12 protein-coding genes are annotated in these 19,064 nt (G+C 35.5%); 5 read left to right on the top strand and 7 right to left on the bottom strand.

Annotated elements, in window-relative coordinates:
- Window positions 1-127: 127 nt before the first annotated feature.
- Together NBT05_RS16900 and NBT05_RS16895 are read left to right on the top strand one after the other, a co-directional pair.
- The gene (locus NBT05_RS16900) at window positions 128-2,314 is read left to right on the top strand and encodes a glutamine synthetase III (RefSeq protein ID WP_265771082.1); all 2,187 of its coding nucleotides are present in this window, start codon (window positions 128-130) and stop codon (window positions 2,312-2,314) included.
- Between the two features lie 61 nt (window positions 2,315-2,375).
- Window positions 2,376-3,557, top strand: a complete 1,182-nt coding sequence (locus NBT05_RS16895) for an AIR synthase related protein (RefSeq protein ID WP_265771081.1) — start codon at window positions 2,376-2,378, stop codon at window positions 3,555-3,557.
- A 394-nt stretch (window positions 3,558-3,951) separates the two neighbouring features.
- On the opposite strand, the gene NBT05_RS16890 is transcribed toward NBT05_RS16895, so the two are convergent.
- On the bottom strand, window positions 3,952-4,446 hold the full coding sequence (locus NBT05_RS16890; RefSeq protein WP_265771080.1) for a peptide-methionine (S)-S-oxide reductase: 495 nt from the start codon (window positions 4,444-4,446) through the stop codon (window positions 3,952-3,954).
- A 159-nt stretch (window positions 4,447-4,605) separates the two neighbouring features.
- Window positions 4,606-6,267 carry a T9SS type A sorting domain-containing protein gene (locus NBT05_RS16885; protein ID WP_265771079.1) on the bottom strand — a complete coding sequence of 554 codons (1,662 nt, stop codon included), beginning with the start codon at window positions 6,265-6,267 and terminating at the stop codon, window positions 4,606-4,608.
- A 276-nt stretch (window positions 6,268-6,543) separates the two neighbouring features.
- Between NBT05_RS16885 and prfA the strand changes: the two genes are divergently transcribed.
- Complete coding sequence (gene prfA / locus NBT05_RS16880) at window positions 6,544-7,620, top strand: peptide chain release factor 1 (protein ID WP_265771078.1); 1,077 nt, start codon at window positions 6,544-6,546, stop codon at window positions 7,618-7,620.
- Window positions 7,621-8,044: 424 nt separating this feature from the next.
- Window positions 8,045-9,607, top strand: coding sequence for a solute:sodium symporter family transporter (locus NBT05_RS16875; RefSeq protein WP_265771077.1), 1,563 nt, complete (start codon window positions 8,045-8,047; stop codon window positions 9,605-9,607).
- 23 nt (window positions 9,608-9,630) lie between these two features.
- Here NBT05_RS16875 and NBT05_RS16870 read toward each other — a convergent pair whose 3' ends face one another.
- The 5 genes from NBT05_RS16870 to folE all read right to left on the bottom strand — a co-directional run bounded on the left by NBT05_RS16870 (window position 9,631) and on the right by folE (window position 16,871).
- Window positions 9,631-11,475, bottom strand: a complete 1,845-nt coding sequence (locus NBT05_RS16870; RefSeq protein WP_265771076.1) for a hypothetical protein — start codon at window positions 11,473-11,475, stop codon at window positions 9,631-9,633.
- A gap of 566 nt (window positions 11,476-12,041) precedes the next feature.
- A complete protein-coding gene (gene lgt, locus NBT05_RS16865; protein WP_265771075.1) occupies window positions 12,042-12,968 on the bottom strand; it encodes a prolipoprotein diacylglyceryl transferase in 927 nt (308 codons plus the stop codon).
- Window positions 12,969-13,261: 293 nt separating this feature from the next.
- The gene (gene yidD / locus NBT05_RS16860) at window positions 13,262-13,492 is read right to left on the bottom strand and encodes a membrane protein insertion efficiency factor YidD (RefSeq protein WP_265771074.1); all 231 of its coding nucleotides are present in this window, start codon (window positions 13,490-13,492) and stop codon (window positions 13,262-13,264) included.
- Window positions 13,493-14,449: 957 nt separating this feature from the next.
- Window positions 14,450-15,934, bottom strand: a complete 1,485-nt coding sequence (cysS, locus tag NBT05_RS16855; RefSeq protein WP_265773263.1) for a cysteine--tRNA ligase — start codon at window positions 15,932-15,934, stop codon at window positions 14,450-14,452.
- 259 nt (window positions 15,935-16,193) lie between these two features.
- A complete protein-coding gene (gene folE / locus NBT05_RS16850) occupies window positions 16,194-16,871 on the bottom strand; it encodes a GTP cyclohydrolase I FolE (RefSeq protein WP_265771073.1) in 678 nt (225 codons plus the stop codon).
- A gap of 245 nt (window positions 16,872-17,116) precedes the next feature.
- Between folE and NBT05_RS16845 the strand changes: the two genes are divergently transcribed.
- Window positions 17,117-18,643: a T9SS type B sorting domain-containing protein gene (locus NBT05_RS16845; RefSeq protein WP_265771072.1), complete on the top strand. Its 1,527-nt coding sequence runs from the start codon at window positions 17,117-17,119 to the stop codon at window positions 18,641-18,643.
- Window positions 18,644-19,064: the final 421 nt, after the last annotated feature.

The raw sequence follows: 19,064 nt of genomic DNA, 5'->3' as shown, positions 1-19,064 counted from the left end.
TCATTAATTTTTGTCAACTACCCATAATTTTTCAGGGTATTTTATAAATATTTCAATTTGAAACGTGAGAAAATAGAATTTTAATAATTTAACATATAGTATCTTTGTGTTAAAATTTATAGTGAATATGGCTACTTTACGATTTCAGGCGTTACACGAAACTTTACATCGAAAACCTATATTAGTAATAGAAAAAGAGAAAAGATCCGGGATTTTCGGGACGCAGGTTTTTAATAAAAAACAAATGCGCCAGCATCTCACTACCGAAGCTTTAAAGAGTGTAAAGGATGCTATCGAACAAGGTAGTAAGATCAATCGTAAAATAGCCGATCAGATCGCCATGGCCATGAAAGAATGGGCGTTATCCAAAGGGGCAACACATTATACCCATTGGTTTCAACCTTTAACTGGGGTAACTGCCGAAAAACACGATGCTTTTTTTCATACGATTAATGAAAATGAGGGGATGGAACGCTTCGGTGGAAACCAACTGGTACAGCAAGAGCCGGATGCTTCTTCTTTTCCTAGCGGCGGTATTAGAAATACCTTTGAAGCTCGTGGGTATACCGCCTGGGATCCTACCTCACCTGCATTTGTCTATGGGACAACACTTTGTATCCCGACCGTTTTTGTGGCATATACTGGAGAAGCCCTGGATAATAAAACCCCGTTGTTACGAGCGCTTCAAGCGGTAGATACTGCCGCCACTGCTATTGCAAAATATTTTGATAAAAATGTAAAAAAAGTAAATGCTTCCCTGGGTTGGGAACAAGAATATTTTTTAATTGACCGGGCTTTGGTAAATTCCCGTCCGGATTTGGTTATGACGGGTCGTACTTTATTGGGTCATTCTTCGGCCAAAGGGCAACAACTAGAAGACCATTATTTTGGTAGTATTCCTACCCGGGCATTGTCTTTTATGCGCGAGTTAGAACAAGAATGCTTAGTATTAGGTATCCCTATAAAAACGCGTCATAATGAAGTCGCACCTAATCAGTTTGAAATTGCACCTATTCATGAAGAAACCAATTTGGCAGTAGACCACAATTCGCTGATCATGGATTTAATGGATAAAATTGCCCTAAAGCACCAGTTTAAAGTATTATTACATGAAAAACCTTTTGCCGGCGTAAATGGTTCCGGAAAACATAACAACTGGTCTTTAAAAACCAATCTGGGGGTCAACTTATTAAGTCCTGGTAAAACCCCTATGAGTAACTTGCAGTTTCTTACCTTTTTTGTTAATACGATCAAAGCAATTAATGATTATGAAGAATTGATGCGTGCCGGGGTTGCCTCTGCCGGAAATGACCATCGTTTAGGTTCTAATGAAGCACCGCCGGCGATTATCTCCGTATTTATAGGGAAGCAACTGACCGAAGTTTTAAAGGAACTAGAAGGGGTGACTACTGGTAAATTATCCCCAAAAGAAAAAACCGAACTTAAATTAAACGTAGTAGGTAAAATACCGGAAATACTGCTGGATAATACCGATCGTAACCGGACATCCCCCTTCGCCTTTACTGGAAATAAATTTGAATTTAGGGCGGTAGGGTCCAATGCAAATTGTGCTAATCCTATGACGATCTTAAATACTATTGTTGCCAAGCAGCTTAAGGAATTTAAAATTGAAGTGGATATATTGATTGATACAAAAAACTTAAAAAAAGACGAAGCGGTTTTTAATGTCTTACGGGAATATATTAAAAAGTCCAAAAATATTCTCTTTGAAGGAAACGGCTACGGTGAGGAATGGATTGCCGAAGCTTCTAAAAGAAAATTAAGTAATAACCGTTCTACCCCGGAAGCCTTAAAAGCAAAAATATCAAAGAAATCTTTGGACTTGTTTCAGGAAATGAAAGTAATGAATGAGGTAGAAAGTAAGGCCCGCTACGAAATCGAAATTGAAGAATACGTCATGCGTATTCGTATTGAAGGTAGGGTACTTGGTGATATTGCCAGAAATCATGTGATTCCAACCGCCATACGATACCAGAATTTATTAATCAAAAATGTTGCCGGGTTAAAAGACCTTTATGGAAAAGAATTCAAAAATTACGCTAAAGAGCAACTCGGCATTATTGAAAAAATTTCAGGGCATATAGAGGCCATAAACAGTAAAGTAAATGCAATGACTTCAGAAAGAAAAATAGCAAATAGTACAACGGATCTTGATCATAAAGCCTCCGCTTATTGCAATCAAGTATTACCTTTATTTGAAGAAATACGCTACCATTGTGATAAATTGGAATTAGTAGTGGATAACGAACTTTGGCCCTTAACAAAATACCGGGAGTTGCTATTTACTTTATAGAAACTCAAAGAAAACTTTAGAAATACAGTAGATTTGCATCTGCAATAATAAAACGATAATAATGAGCCGGGAGGTAAGCAATCGATACGCGGGGCGGGGTGTTTCCGCTTCTAAAGAAGATGTTCACAATGCTATTAAAAACATTGATAAAGGTTTGTTTCCCAAAGCGTTTTGTAAAATTGTTCCGGACTATTTGACCGGAAGCCAGGAGCATTGCCTGGTCATGCACGCAGATGGTGCCGGAACTAAGTCGTCACTGGCTTATATGTACTGGAAGGAAACGGGTGATCTAACTGTATGGAAAGGAATCGCACAAGATGCCCTTATTATGAATATCGACGACCTTTTATGCGTAGGTGCCACAGATAACATTATGCTGTCTTCAACTATCGGTCGGAATAAAAATGTAATTCCTGGGGAAGTCATTTCAGCAATTATTAACGGTACCGAAGAATTACTGGAAGATTTACGAAAATTTGGTGTCAATATTCATGCTACCGGGGGAGAAACGGCAGACGTGGGGGATTTGGTGAGAACCCTGATTGTTGATTCCACGGTTACTGCTCGTATAAAACGTTCGCAGGTGATTGACAATGCAAATATACAGGAAGGCGATGTAATTATAGGCTTGGCTTCTTTCGGTCAGGCATCCTATGAATCCGAATATAACGGAGGTATGGGAAGCAACGGATTAACTTCAGCCCGGCATGATGTTTTTTCTAAAGAGTTAGCCAAAAAATATCCGGAAAGTTACGACCACCAGATGCCTGAACAATTAGTATATTCCGGTACAGCAAAATTAACTGATCCGGTTAAGAATACACCACTAGATGCCGGGAAATTGGTATTGTCCCCTACACGAACTTATGCACCGATTATACAAGAAATCCTAAAAAATACAGATCGTAGTAAAATTCATGGGATGGTACATTGCAGTGGTGGCGCACAAACTAAGATCTTACACTTTATAGACCAGTTTCATATTATAAAAGATAATTTATTTTCCACTCCACCTTTATTTCAATTAATTCAGAAAAATTCAGGTACCGATTGGAAAGAAATGTACCAGGTATTCAACATGGGGCATCGTATGGAATTATACGTAACTCCTGAAATCGCCGAAGATATTATTGCCTTTAGTAATAGCTTTTCAGTAGAAGCAAAAATAATAGGTAGGGTAGAAGCCTCAACTTCTAAAAAACTAACCATTAAAAGCGAACATGGCACTTTTACGTATACATAATAGATAAAATGAAATACCATCAATAAAACTCCCTTCCTTCGAAGGAAGGGTCGGGGATGGATGTATCGTTATACCATTTAAAGTCTCAAATTTTTAATCCTAAACTTTACGTTTTCTCTATAAATTTTGTAGCATAGTATTTGTTTGGCATTATTTTACATCGAATTCACATTTTCAACTCCCTTCCTTCGAAGGAAGGGCCGGGGATGGATGTATCGTTATACCATTTAAAGTCCCAAATTTTTAACCTTAAACTTTACTTTTTCTCTATAAATTTTGTAGTATAATGTTAGTTTAGCAATATCTCAAATCGAACCCACATTTTCAACTCCCTTCCTTCGAAGGAAGGGCAGGGGATGGATGTTTTACTTTGCAATGTATCTACAGTGTAAAATTAAAACTCGTTTTTAACTAAATGTGTAAATTCCGCTTTCATCATCGCTATTTTAGGATCGATATAACGGGTACAGAAAGGTTTATTCCGATCTTTTTGATAATAATTTTGAATCTTTATACGCGAAGCTTTAAACTCTTTAAAAGCTAAAACTTCCGTAATAAAGCTTATGGAAAATTCTTGTTCCAGGGTTTTCAAAATTTCTTGGCATTGTATTTTTTGCTGATCAGAAGTTACATAGATTGCACTTCGATATTTTTTGCGAAAACTATGATTTTTAGTACTTTTATGAGTACATACATGTACTTTAATCAAATCCTTTAAACAGACACTTTCCGGTTGAAAATGAACAATAACCCCTTCGGAAAAATTTTTGTTCGGAGGAATACTTCGGATATATCCTTGTTCTACTTTAATAACTCCATTTAAAGCCTGGAATACAGCTTCGGTACACCAGTGACAACCACCTCCTAAACCTATCTTTTCCGGTTCCATAAGTCTAAAATACTACATTCGGTAGAATATTGAAATTCTAGGTGTGAGTAGTTTATAATCACTTCGTTAAAGTTGTAACCATCTTTGTATAAACGTAAAAAAAGGAGCGCGTCTGTAAATATCAGACACGCCCTGCAATTATAGAATAGAGTTGTCAGTCTATTTAATAATTATTTTTTCAGTAATTTCTTTTCCGTTTAAAAGAATACGGGCAAAGTATATTCCTCCAGACAAGTGATTTACACTCATGTTTCTAGTAACTTCCTTTATAGCAAATTTCTCTATAATAGTTCCCAAGTTATTGTAAATAGTAACCTGGCTATTTTCCGGATAATTTATAGTTAACATTTCTGATACCGGATTTGGATATATAGAATTACCTTCTGTTCGATTGTTTAAAGATCGATTTCTCTGCGATGGAGGTGCATCCCTCTCGCAAGCTACCTTTTTTAAGTCAGATTTATACAATATATTTTTTGTACAGGATTCAAATCCTTCTAATCTGGTAGACCTAATATCAGCACCACCCAGGAATACCCTATATTGTCCTTCGCTAGCGACAGGCGTACGACCCCTATCCGCAGCAGAATAGAGAATATTTACAATAGAAGGGGTGTTTGATCTTGCTTCAATAGTAGAGGAAAATGGCGAAGCAAAACGTCTCGCTGCAAATTTTTCGGCATAAGAAGCACCATCCCTAAATTCTTTTGAATAGTAATTATAAAGTTTAGCTTCATTTTGAGCTTTATTCCCAAACTTATGAGAAATGACCCCTTGTAAGGTCACCCTTTCAAATGTACCTCTTTTAAATTTACAGGTATTACATCCAAATTCCCTATCGGGTAAACCTGCTAAAGCACGGTCTCTAAAACCGGGAGATATATCAATATTAGAAGCGGAACTTTCTGATCTGATATTTTTTAAAACTACCGTTCCTTGTTTGGCCCCATGAGGTTGTAATAAGATAGCAGCAAACCCCTTTTTATTTTTAATCTCAAAACCATCAATTCTATCCAGTCTAGCTTTTCGGCCCTCATTAGTTGGTACAAAGGCAATAACACTTCCGGATTCAATTCTAAGGGTTACACCTCCAACACCACTTAAATAGTGAAAGTTAACGTTCATAGCAGCCTGGGTTTGAACTAAACCGTAACCGCTATGTCCTTTATTGACATGACAATAGGTAATGTCTCCATCCCTGGGTCCACCTTGTACATCCAGATTTTTACGAAACCTTGGAATATCTCGATCTCCGGGAGGGGTTACTACTACGGCCGCACATACAATCGCATTAATCTTGGTGTAATTATCCCTGGCATAAAGATGAGATATGCTAAAGTTTCTAACATTACCAAGGCTGATAGCATTTGCTTTTGTGTTTGGTCTCCTTGCGCTGAGATCAATTACATACCGTTTACCAGGCGCATCATTACTTGCAAATTTATTATCGCAATTACTACATCCTATTTTAATATTACTAATTTGAGGACCCCCTTCTTTCCTGTTATTTACAGAAAATACAGTCGAAGCTCCTCCGGCAATTTTAATGGTAGTACCACGTTTGATGTCAATATGGATGTTATTTTTGTTAATCTGAATATTCCCAAGGGTAATTTCACCGGAAATTTCAATTCTTCCTCCACGATTACCAAATCCATCAATAATCCGTTGAAGTTGTGCGGTTCTGTTAACAAAAAGGGAATCTTTAATGACTTTTACCGGGCCTGGTGGAGTTCTTCCGGTAAATCGGTTACTTCTCTGAGCGTTTGCAGTAAGTGTAAATAGTAATCCAAAGAGGATCAGGAACATTGTATTTTTCATTGTGAGTTGTTTTAGTTAGGATAAAAATACAATTTCCCCTTTATAAATTATAGAAAAAGCAATAATTATGATTAATTTATAAAAAATTACAAAAATATTATGTTAAGGACATCATATGGATTAAAAGATTGTAAAAACAATGTTATTTGATTCCAAGTTTCATTGACATTGCTACTCCATCAGCTTTTTAGATTTCAGGGGTATTAATTTTTTGAACGCTCCAGCAGTTCTAAGGAAAAGCGTATTTTTGTATTCTAAGAAAGGATATATTCAAACATGTTAGATAAATTAAATATAGTAAAACAACGTTTTGATGAGGTAAATGATTTGATCATTCAACCTGATATTATTGCAGATCAAAAGCGATACATACAACTTAACAAAGAATATAAAGATTTAAAATTGTTGATGGATGAGCGGGAACGTTACATCGAACTTACTGACAATTTAAAAGAAGCCGAAGAAATTATTGCAGATGGCAGTGATGAAGAAATGACGGAAATGGCAAAATTGCAATTAGAAGAGGCCAAAGAATCCTTACCGGAACTCGAAGAGAAAATCCGGTTTATGCTGGTGCCTAAAGATCCGGAAGATGCTAAAAATTGTGTGGTTGAAATAAGAGCTGGAACGGGAGGGGATGAAGCTAGTATCTTTGCCGGGGATTTATACCGTATGTATACCAAATATTGCGAGGGGAAGGGCTGGAGTACCAGTACAGTAGACCTGAATGAAGGAACCAGTGGTGGTTTTAAAGAAATTATTTTTGAAGTAAATGGGGAAGATGTATACGGAACTTTAAAATTTGAAGCCGGAGTACACCGGGTACAACGCGTACCCCAAACCGAAACCCAGGGGAGGGTACACACCAGTGCGGCAACGGTAATGGTACTTCCTGAGGCCGAAGAATTTGATGTGGAACTGGATATGACTGAAGTACGTATTGAAAGGACTACATCTACCGGGCCGGGAGGGCAATCCGTAAATACCACCTATTCTGCAATTAAATTACATCATGAACCTACCGGAATGATTGTAAGTTGCCAGGATCAGAAATCGTCTCATAAAAACCTGGAAAAAGCGCTAAAAGTATTACGATCCCGATTATATGAACTAGAACTGGCTAAAAAACAAGCTGCCGATTCAGAAAAGCGAAAAAGTATGGTCTCTTCCGGGGACCGCTCTGCAAAAATTAGGACTTACAACTATCCGCAAGGTAGGGTAACTGATCACCGTATCAATTTAACCCTCTACGACCTGGGGAATATTATTAACGGAGATATCCAAAAAATTATCGATGAGTTACAACTAGTAGCTAATACCGAAAAGCTTAAAGAATCTAACGAAGTTTTTTAAAGCAGATAAGATTGTTGCCTTAAGATTAGTACCAGTAATAAAGGTATATTAGTTACACTTTTTTAGTTCCCTTCCCTTGAGGAAAGGGTAAGTTATGGGTGTTTTAGACTCCATAGAAATTACTCTCTATATCTTCAAAGGTAGGATGTTTATACGGTTTAAAGTGGAACGGTAAAATTTGTCTTACATCCGTTTGCAAAGTGAAAATCTCCTTTAAATGTTATTTTTATAAATGTATGATAGCATAAGCCTTGTTTAACGACCTACTATAAGATTTGTATTAAACTAAGCTAATTAAGTAAGAATTTAATAATTTCTATAATAATTAGTTATAAAGTACTTACATTAGCGCGGTATTTTTTGATTTAATCATAAAATTACTAAAACGCTTTGATCTTTGCACTAACAATAAAAACGCTATCTTGTGGGAATATTATCTTTTTTAGGCTTTACTATTCTGGTTGCCGTCATTACTTATTTTGCTTCTCGTAAATATAAAGGTGACATTATAGTTAAGGATCTGACAGCACTTACTATTGCCGGCTCTTTATTATTAACCAATTTATCCACCGAACAAATTGTTGGTTTAAACGGGCAAGCATTTACGGAAGGTATTTTAGTAATGGCATGGGAAACTTTAGCAGCTATTGCTATGGTGGTTACAGCTATATTTTTATTACCCCGTTATATGAAAGGAAAAATTATAACTATCCCTCAATTTTTAGAGCAACGTTATGATTTAAACACAAAGTATATAACTTCCGGATTATTTCTTACCGGGTATGCCGTTGTATTTTTACCTATTGTTTTATATACCGGATCTATAGCTATTAATACCATGTTTGACGTACCCCAACTTTTGGGGGTTTCGGATAATATAGCTTTATGGATTTGTGTTTTTAGTATTGGGATCATAGGTTCAATTTACGGTGTTTTTGGCGGATTAAAAGCCGTAGTGATTTCAGATACCATAAATGCCGTAGGATTATTAATAGGAGGTGTTATGATCCCCGTTTTTGGTTTTATCGCAATAGGAGATGGTAGTATGATGGATGGAATGAATATTTTATTTGAAGAAAATGCAGATAAGTTCGATGCTATTGGTGATAGTGAAAGTTCCATTCCTTTTGCCACTATTTTTACAGGGATGATGTTGGTACAGTTGTTCTATTGGGGAACGAACCAGGCTATTGTACAACGAGCCTTAGCGGCAAAAAACTTAGAAGAAGGACAAAAAGGAATTTTATTAGCTTCCTTTATTAAAATATTAGGTCCTATCATAGTAGTTTTACCCGGTATTATAGCTTTTCACATGTTTGGGGATACTTTAGAAAAGGCAGATGAAGCGTATCCGATGTTAGTGAATAAAGTACTTCCCACGTCTTTGGTGGGATTCTTTGCTGCGGTACTTTTTGGGGCGATTTTAAGTTCGTTTAATAGTGCTATAAATAGTTCGGTAGCGCTATTTGCACTGGATATTTACAAACCTTATATTAACAAAGAAGCTTCCGAACAGAAAGTTGAACGTTCCGGAAAACTATTTGGAATCGGATTGGCTTTATTTGCCATGTTTATTGCTCCTTTATTACAATATACCGAAAGTATATTTAGTTACCTGCAACAAGTAAACGGATGTTATAGTGTTCCTATTTTAACCATAGTCGTATTGGGTATTTTATCCAAACGTATTCCGGCAATTGCTGCTAAAGTTGCAATTTTTGCCGGTGCGGGATTGTACCTTGCTTATATTATACTAGATGCAACGATCCTTGAAGGATTTTTTCCTCATTTTTTACATATGATGGCAATTCTAACTGTACTTATTATATTATTAATGATCATTATTGGTAAATTATACCCCAGAGAAACCCCATTTGAGCAAAAATATACCGGGGAACCAGAATATATTGAACCCTGGAAGTACACTAAAATAGTTGGTGTTGTTATTTGTTTACTTGTAGTAGGGGTTTATATTGTTTTTGCTTAATTTCTGTGGGGAAGTTTATACTATCATTTACTTAATGCCTTTACAATTCGGTCTTCATTAATAACTATATCTCTAAACAGAACGTGAGGAAACTCTGTGTATTTTGATGTTTTAAAAGCTTCTGAAATATTTGCTAAGGTAGATGCAGTTATAAGCGATAAATTCATTTCTGTATCCATTTCGCAATCCGTAACAAAATCATCACTAAACTCAGGGGCAACCAATAATATTTTCAAAATACGCAGATCATTTTTAAGTGCTAAATTTTGATAAGATTTTAATTGTCTTGAAACAGTACTAAACTTATTATAACCTCTTTCTTTACTCGTTTTACATTCTACTATTATAATTTCATTATTACCTAAATGTAACAGAATATCAATCATATCTTTTTTTGTATTCAAGCTATTTTTTAACGTGTCATCTACGTTAAACCCCAAACCTTTAAAAATAATTTTAGTAAGATCTTCGAATTTTATTCCAAGTTCGCTTTCTTTAACAGTAATTCCGTTGTCCTTTAATAAATTGAGGTTTCTATAGGCTACATTTTCATAATTTTCTAAATATAAATTCTCTACATCCTTATAATGTTCAAGAATATTTAAAGTATTATCTCCCCGTTGTTTGATACCGTTGTCTTTTATAAATTTAATTATGTCAGATTTTACTATTAAATCCAGAATATCTCTGGGTTTAATATTATAATCAAGCAGAAAATCTGCTTTTAAAACAAACTCGTCTTGCAGCTCAAATTGGTCTTTAATCTGCTTATTTAATTTAGGAATGGATTGATTTAAATCTGTAAGTAGTTTATCAAAGCCATCTATGGAAATCCCAACTTTTTCATCACGCTCAACATTCTCAAAATGATTAATTAGACTACTGATTTTGTCGTCTAAAGTACTTCCTTTTAGGTTTGAAATATTTAAACCTTTTTCACAAAGTTCATTTAATGTCTTTTTTCTTTCTGTTAAGGTGCTTCCTTGTTTATAGATATCATCTAAGAGTAGGTTAGTAAAAGAAACACCTTCTTTTATTATCTCCTCTATTTTTTGTGAATAAGATAATTTTCTATCAATATTATGTTCTTTACTAATTTGATTAATAATAGGTTCACGCAATAGCTTTAAAGTTCTACGATAAAACTTTTCAGCCACTTCTTTTTCTCTTACATTACGTAAAATTCTTACCATTTCGTCTGCAACGTAAATGGTATTTTCTTTATTTGAAAAAAAGATGACTCCAATGTTCTTTAAACCTTTAATGACTTCTTGAATGTCTAATTTTTTAATCGGTAAAATTGAATAATTGATTAATTTTACTTCTTCTTGAGATAGACCTAATTGCTTTGAAAGCGTAAGAATTATAGATAACTCGTCAGAAGTTATTTTTGCATCTCTATTATTTACAGTATCATTATGATAGGCCGTATGTAGACATGCCTTATAAATTTTGTAGTCTCTCTTCCGCGTCACACTCAATTCTGATTTATCGTTTTCAAAGTCGGCGTTTAGCGCTTTAATTTTGACCTTTAGTTGTTTAATTTCAGATTCGTACAATCTCGAAAACCAATCCTGCTTCATTATACAATTTCCATCACGAATGATAATATCGATAAGAATATCTAATTGTGATGTGATTTCCTGGAATTCGCATTTGATATGTTCTTGAAATTCGTGGGATGTTAGAGCAAATATATTTGAGATATTTTGATTATCAACAGATTTTAATCCCTTATCTGATGAACTTAGAATGTTGTCTATCTGTTTCGAGTTTTTTGGATTTTTCGATATTATATTGTCTATAATTTTAATAAAGGAATTCTTCTCTATTGAACCAAGTTTGTCTAAAATTTTCTCTAATTTCATATATATTGATGTTAGTACTAGAATTTCATGATTTTTAACTAATATATTCGTGCCTGATTTAGTTCGATTTCGGTCAGTAATTCATTTCGTTCATTATTACTACTTCTAAAATAATAAAAATATTAACATACTCTTTTTTCCCTAAAATTTTTATCGGATTTTTACTACAAATCATTTTTGTATTACAATCATCACTCTTAGATGATATTTTTAGAAAGAATATTGTTATTATTGAATCTACACCCAGTAACTTTAAAAGAAGAAAATATGGTTTTATTTCAAACTTCACCTGAACAGTTAAACTCATAGATAAAAATTATAGTACCATTTTCCTTTTTGCCGTTTATTACCTTAGAAGAGTATTTAGAAATAGATTGCCAGTAGTTTCAGAATAAAAACTATACAAGGGTAAAAAAACTAAACATTTCGTTTTATCATGATCTGACAATTCAGCTTTTGTTATGGGAAAGTAGCAAATAGTAAAAATGCTTCGGAATTTTTAAAGAAATCAAAAGGCTACTTTACTTACTTAAGAAATAAATAAAACGTGATTGCTAAGATTGCCATCAAGTATTCACTTTTTTCGCTGTAAAAACAAAATATAAACCAATTACAATAAAAGGGATACTTAACCATTGACCGGTAGACAATGCATGGCCTAGGGCATCTTCAAAACCACCCTGGCTTTGTTTTACATATTCTACTAAAAATCGGACTACCCAAATTAGAATTAGGTACATTCCAAATAAAAATCCACGTTGGTTTCTTTTCTCCGTTTTCCAATAAAAAAAGTATAAAATAAAAGATACAAATACATACCCAAAAGCTTCGTATAACTGTGCCGGATGCCTAAAGGGAATAGCTTCTAGAAGGGTAGCGAACTTCGGGTTATCTACAATTGCTGCATAAGCTTCGTTAAGATTGTTAATTCCGGTTTCTTTAACCACTTCACGTTTGCTAATGCCATCTCTTACAAATTTTACACCTAATGGAAAATTACCAGAAGGTTCGCCAATAATTTCAGAATTAAAGAAATTACCCAAACGAACAAAAATACCCCCAAAAGCAGCTGGGATGGTTACCCGGTCCATAATCCATAACGGATGTTTATAGAGTACCTTTTTAGCATAATAATACATGGCAATAATAAAAGCAATAGCCGCTCCATGACTTGCAAGTCCCTGAAAACCGATAAATTCAAATTCCGGGTTAAAGCGTACCGGTAGAAAAATCTCTAGTAAATGATTTTTATAATAATCCCAATCATAAAATAAAACATGACCCAAGCGTGCACCTACCAAAGTGCCGATAACCGCATACATAAAAACGGAATCCAACTTTTCTAAAGATACATTCTCACGAATATAGATTTTTTTCATTAAGTAGTACCCCAATGAAAAGGCGACCACAAACATTAAGCTATAAAACCGAATCATAAAAAATCCAAGGTCAATGCCTTGTATCGGATTCCAGACAAATTTTAGAAATATCATACGATGCTATAAAGTCAGGGATAAATATAGGAATTTATAAGAGAGTGGTGTAAAGAGCCTTCTAATAATACTAAATTTAATAAGTTCAAGTCCGGAATCCAGAATCCCACGTCCTACGTTCAAAAGGGTAGCGATCCTTATTCCTGTTTCCTAAATCCCAAAGTGCTACCAATCCTGATTCCTAATTCTTAAAGCGTAGCGATCCTGCTTCTTGTCTCTTGCTTCCTATTTCTATTCACCCAAGTCCTACTATCGAATTAGAGTTTTAAACAAGCACACAAAAGTAAGATAAATTAAGGTACCGGATCATGACCATGACCTCCCCAAGGCATACAACTTGCAATCCGTTTGATACTCAGCCAACCACCTTTAAATAACCCATGTTTTTGCAAAGCTTCCAGAGTATACTGCGAACAGGTAGGTTGATACCGACAAGAGGGTGGGAGTAGAGGAGATAAAAAACGCTGATACCCTCGGATTAAAGTGATAAATGTAAATAGTATTATTTTTTTAAAAGTGGGCAAGGTGAAATACAGTTATTTAGATGTTAGGCATTAGGCATAAGCCAAAAGCTTTTTAGTTATCTACAATTTTATATATAAGTATACTAGATGACAATATAATACATTACTTTAAGTTTCTACCGGAAAATAAAATGTAACGAGTGATAATCTATAACACTGAAATTTTAAATATCGCTAATTCTAATCTTATATTTCAAATCATTAGTGTCCGGTAAGGATTCAAGATCGCTATCGCTTCTAGAATCAGGAATCAAGACTAATCCTTATAGTATTAAAAATCAATATTGTAATAAACATTTAAGCTCTAGTTTATAATAGCGTTGATGTATCAAATTGACTCAACTATTTTATTTACAGATATTTACCCTATCCTAAATCCTTTCCAAAGGAAAGGACTTTTAGCTACTTTCCCTTTGGTAAGGGCTGGGAATGGGATTTACATGAATTGGAATTATCTACGCTATCCTAAATTAGAGCCAACATTTACATTACAGAACAAACTACTTTTTAAAAAGTGAAAAAGCAACCTCTAAACAGTTCAAAGTTTGGAATTATTTTATTTTACTATACTTTGTAAACTGTTATATATTTTAACCGGACATTAATAATTTCAAATCCAAATATAGCAAAGGTACTTTATACTAAAACCGTCAAATTGAGTAATTTCTCGTAGTAAAATAAAGAAAAATAACCTGTTCTGAATTTGATTGAGAATATCGACTCCCATCAATTTAATTCAGGTTTATAGTTTTTAACCAAAAATTATCTTGTCTTCGATACTATTTTCTATCCAAAACCACTCAGACTGACGCTAATTTTCTAACCCAAGGTTTGAATTTAAATAACCAAAGTTCAAACTACTTTAAAGACTAAAACAACCCAAAAGATCGAAAACCGCGGGCTGAGGTCACTAAAAGCCAAAAGCCTGCAAAACGAGGGCTGAGGCCACTCGAAGCCCTACCAACTATACGTAGTTCCTTCTCGACTATCCTTTAATTGAATACCAATCGCTTCCAGTTCATCCCGGATTTTATCGCTGGTGGCAAAATCCTTATTAATTCTGGCCTCATTTCGTAATTTTATCAATAACTCCATGGCTCCGCTAAGTTTGTCATCCTGTAAATTGCTTTGAGTATCAACAGGTACTAACCCCAGGACATCCGTAACAAAAGCATTCATTTTTTTACTAAGCAGTACTAAATCTTCCTGGGTAATACTAGCCTTTTGTTCTTTAACCAGGTTAACAAATTTTACTGCTTCAAAGAGTTTAGCAATTAAAATCGGACTATTAAAATCATCGTTCATTGCCTGATAACAAGCTTCAATCCAGCCTTCTACCTGCAAACCTTCCGTTTTTGCACTGGTTTCCAATTGATCCAGGTGTTGTAGCGATTCCATCAACTTATAAAAACCTTTTTCAGAAGCCTCTAAAGCACTATTAGAAAAATCCAAAATACTACGGTAATGCGCCTGCAACATAAAAAAACGAGCCACGGCAGGAGCATAGGCTTTATCTAACTTATCACTGGTTCCCGTAAAAATTTCAGCCGGAGATAAAATATTTCCAGTGGATTTTGACATTTTTTTACCGTCAAGGGTAAGCATATTGGCATGCATCCAGTAATTTACCGGTTTTTTTCCGGTTGCCGCTTCCCCCTGGGCAATCTCACATTCGTGGTGCGGAAACTTTAAATCCATTCCCCCGCCATGAATATCAAATTGTTCTCCCAGGTATTTGGTACTCATTACGGTACATTCCAGGTGCCAACCGGGAAAACCATCACTCCACGGAGAAGGCCATCTCATAATATGTTGAGGTTCTGCTCTTTTCCAAAGCGCAAAATCCTGCGGGTTCCTTTTATCACTTTGCGCAGCAAGTTCACGGGTATTCGCAATCATATCTTCAAGATTACGTTTGCTTAAAATACCATACTCGTAAAATTCATTGTACTTAAGGACGTCAAAATATACTGAACCATTAGCAATATAGGCAAAACCCTTATCGATAATAGTCTTAATAATTTCGATTTGCTCTACAATATGTCCGGTAGCAGTAGGTTCTATACTAGGAGGGATGTTATTAAACTTTTCCAGGATATGATGAAAGTCCAGGGTGTACCGCTGAACGATTTCCATGGGTTCCAACTCCTCAATACGTGCCTTTTTAGCAACTTTATCTTCTCCATCATCCCCATCGTTTTCTAGGTGTCCCGCATCCGTAATATTACGAACATAACGGACTTTATAGCCCAAATGACGTAAATACCTAAAAACAAGGTCAAAAGAAATAAAAGTACGACAATTACCTAAATGTACGTTGCTGTACACCGTAGGTCCGCACACATACATACCTACATTACCGGAGGTAATAGGTGTAAAATCTTCTTTTTGCCCGTTGAGCGAATTATATATTTTAAGTTGCTGTGAAGTGTACAACATAATAGCTTAGAATCTGTAGGTTTTAATTGGAAAATAATAAAAAACAACAAGTAGTATATTTAAAGAAAAAAGCGTCAATTCGAGTGTTTTTTCGAAATGAAATGAAGAAAAATTATATCGAGAATAGCTTTTTTGACTAAAATCCATGTTCTCGATAGCTCTGCTGAACTTAGATGAAGTACACTTCTTCCTTTGGTCGAAGCACTCGAACTGACGGGTTTTATAATTATAATTATTCAAATGCACCACGGGTTAAGTATTACTAAAAATTAGTTTCCAGTTTAATATAATCAAGGAATTCCCGTTTTACCGCTTTATCTTTAAAAACACCGCCAAATTCACTGGTGACCGTACTGCTTTCTATATCCCGAATCCCCCTGGAGTTTACACATAAATGTTTAGCATCAATAATACAGGCAACATTCTCGGTTCCTAAACTCTTTTGCAATTCCTGTACAATCTGCATGGTCATCCGTTCCTGTACCTGTGGCCTTTTAGCATAATAATCCACAATCCGGTTCATTTTGGATAAACCAATCACATTTCCGTTAGAAATATAAGCCACGTGCGCTCGGCCTACAATGGGTAACAGATGATGTTCGCAGGTGGAGTAAACAGTTATATTTTTTTCAACTAACATTTCACCGTACTGGTATTGGTTCTCAAATACCGAAGCTTTTGGCTTGCGATCCGGATGCAAACCGGCAAAAATCTCATTAACAAACATTTTTGCCACCCGGTGCGGAGTACCTTTTAAGCTATCATCAGTTAAATCTAGTCCAAGGGTCTCCATAATATGAAAAACATCCTTAGTAATACTCCTTATTTTATCTTCGTCGGATGTATCAAAAGCATCTTCACGAATCGGGTTTACTGCACTGGTAGCAATATGATTATCTCCCATCGCCTCCAGAGCTTCCAGGGCTTTATCTATTTTCACTCAATTATATTTTAAATCTGTAGGTACTTTTTCTAATTTTCGACGAATGTCATAAAAAAATCGTTTAAAAGTAACTTTTTTTCAAGAATTAGCTTGTTTTTTGTATCTTTCGTCACCGAAAAATTTTTTCGGCCCCGGATAATTATTGTGTGAAAGCAAAGATACGATTTTGAACGTATAGTTAATTATTGCTATAAGGAAAAGCTAAATAATCTTTGCTATTTGCAATATAAGCGTAACCTACTATGACCAAATCATTCCCCTCTTTTGTATTATATGTAATCATATTTTTATGCGGATTGTTTCATATAAGTGCCCAGGATGACTTTGATACTGCCTGTCAATTAGCACAACCTTTTTGTTCTGATGAGTCTGAACGCCTTACGTTTCCTAATAAAATCGGAGATTTAGATGGGTTTGGCGAAATAGGTTGCTTAAATACAACCCCGAACCCTTCCTGGTATTTTTTACGAATTGAAGAATCCGGTAGGCTTATCTTTGATATCCGTCAATGGGTGGATACGGATGATGACCAACGTCTGGATCGTAACGAACGGCAACTAGATGTGGATTTTATTGCATGGGGTCCGTTTGAAACTTCGTTTGTCGTTTGTGATGTATTAGCCAAAGGTTGTGACCTGAACAACGATGGGGAGAATATACAACCGGCAGAGTGTGTAAACAATGCCGATGAACCCGATTTTTATATTAACAACTTAGATAATACAAATATTATAGATTGCAGCTACGCCCGTCAACCTGAAGAACGGATATTTGTTGAAAATTTTACCATAGAAAATGCACAGCAAGGTGAATATTACCTGGTACTAATCACCAATTTTGCCGATGAATCCGGTGTTATTCAGTTAGAGCAAACCAATGTAGACGAAGAAGAAGCCGGAAGTACGGATTGTAGTATTCTGGAACCAGGAATTGCACAAGAAACCATAACCACTTGCGGAGCATATCCTATTACCATAGAAGGAAGGTTTCCGGGAGATGCGGAGCAAAATATTTTACCAGCGGTTACCTATCAATGGTCAAATGCCCCTATCGGAAGTGATACGTTTACTAATATTGCCGGAGCAACCTTACCCTTTCTGGAAGTAAACGCTAATGGTATTTACAGGTTGCAAGGCTTTGATAGTACGGGTAGTGAAGTCGCGAATTCTCCGGATCAGGTAGCCGTATTAGACGTATTATCCCTGGATTTTGAAGTTGGCTTACGTGTAGCCGAAGAATCTTTTTCCGGTTTATATACTATTACAGCAGAGATACTTGTTGACCCTGTAATTACGGATGCAGGTTTTGAAGATTTTGAATATCTGTTAGAAAAAGAAGGCAACGTAAGAGGGGAGATATCTTTTACCACCCTTCGGGAATTTCAATCTTCTCCGGTTTTTGAAAATGTACCTCCCGGGGATTATAAAGTTCGGGCACGATACAGGGGATGTCCTGATAATGAAGTCGTTTCTGCCGAAACGCTGATGATACTAGGGTATCCTAAATATTTTACACCTAATGGAGATGGATTCCACGAAACCTGGAACCTGATTAATCCGGAAGGTCAGGTGACCGCTTTACTCTATATTTTTGATCGAAACGGAAAGCTATTAAAACAAATAGATCCTTTATCTTCCGGATGGGATGGTACCTATAACGGCAGTTTAATGCCCTCCGCTCAATATTGGTTTAAAGTGGAGTTTAACGAACCTACGGATCCCAACCGAAGGCGAAGAACTTTTTCAGGAAGTTTCTCTTTAATTCGGTAAGTTTGGTTGGTCTTAACTATACTTAACCCATGGCGTATCTAGGGAAAAAGCGTCAATTCAAGTGTTTTTTCGTAATGAAATAAAGAAAAAATAGCCTGACCTTGATTTAATCGAGGATATCGAGTCCTTCGGTTTAACTCAGGATTACATAGCTTTTTTGACTAAAATTCTTATCGTCTTGAGCCTGGTCGAAAAGCTCAATAGTTCTGCTGAATGTAGATGAAGTTCACTTCTTCCTTTGGACGAAGCACTCGAACCAGCTGATTTCGAAATGATTATTGTACAAATGCACCTCGGGTTATACTTCTACAAGGTGAAAACACGTATAATCCTCTCATCATAAAGTAGAAAATTAAGTATTTATGATTCTAACGAGCTACGAGTTATATATCTATAACAATTAGTATCTTATACCCACTTT

The organism is Aquimarina sp. ERC-38, from assembly GCF_026222555.1.
GTDB lineage: Bacteria > Bacteroidota > Bacteroidia > Flavobacteriales > Flavobacteriaceae > Aquimarina.
This window is presented reverse-complemented; position numbering and strand designations above follow the sequence as displayed.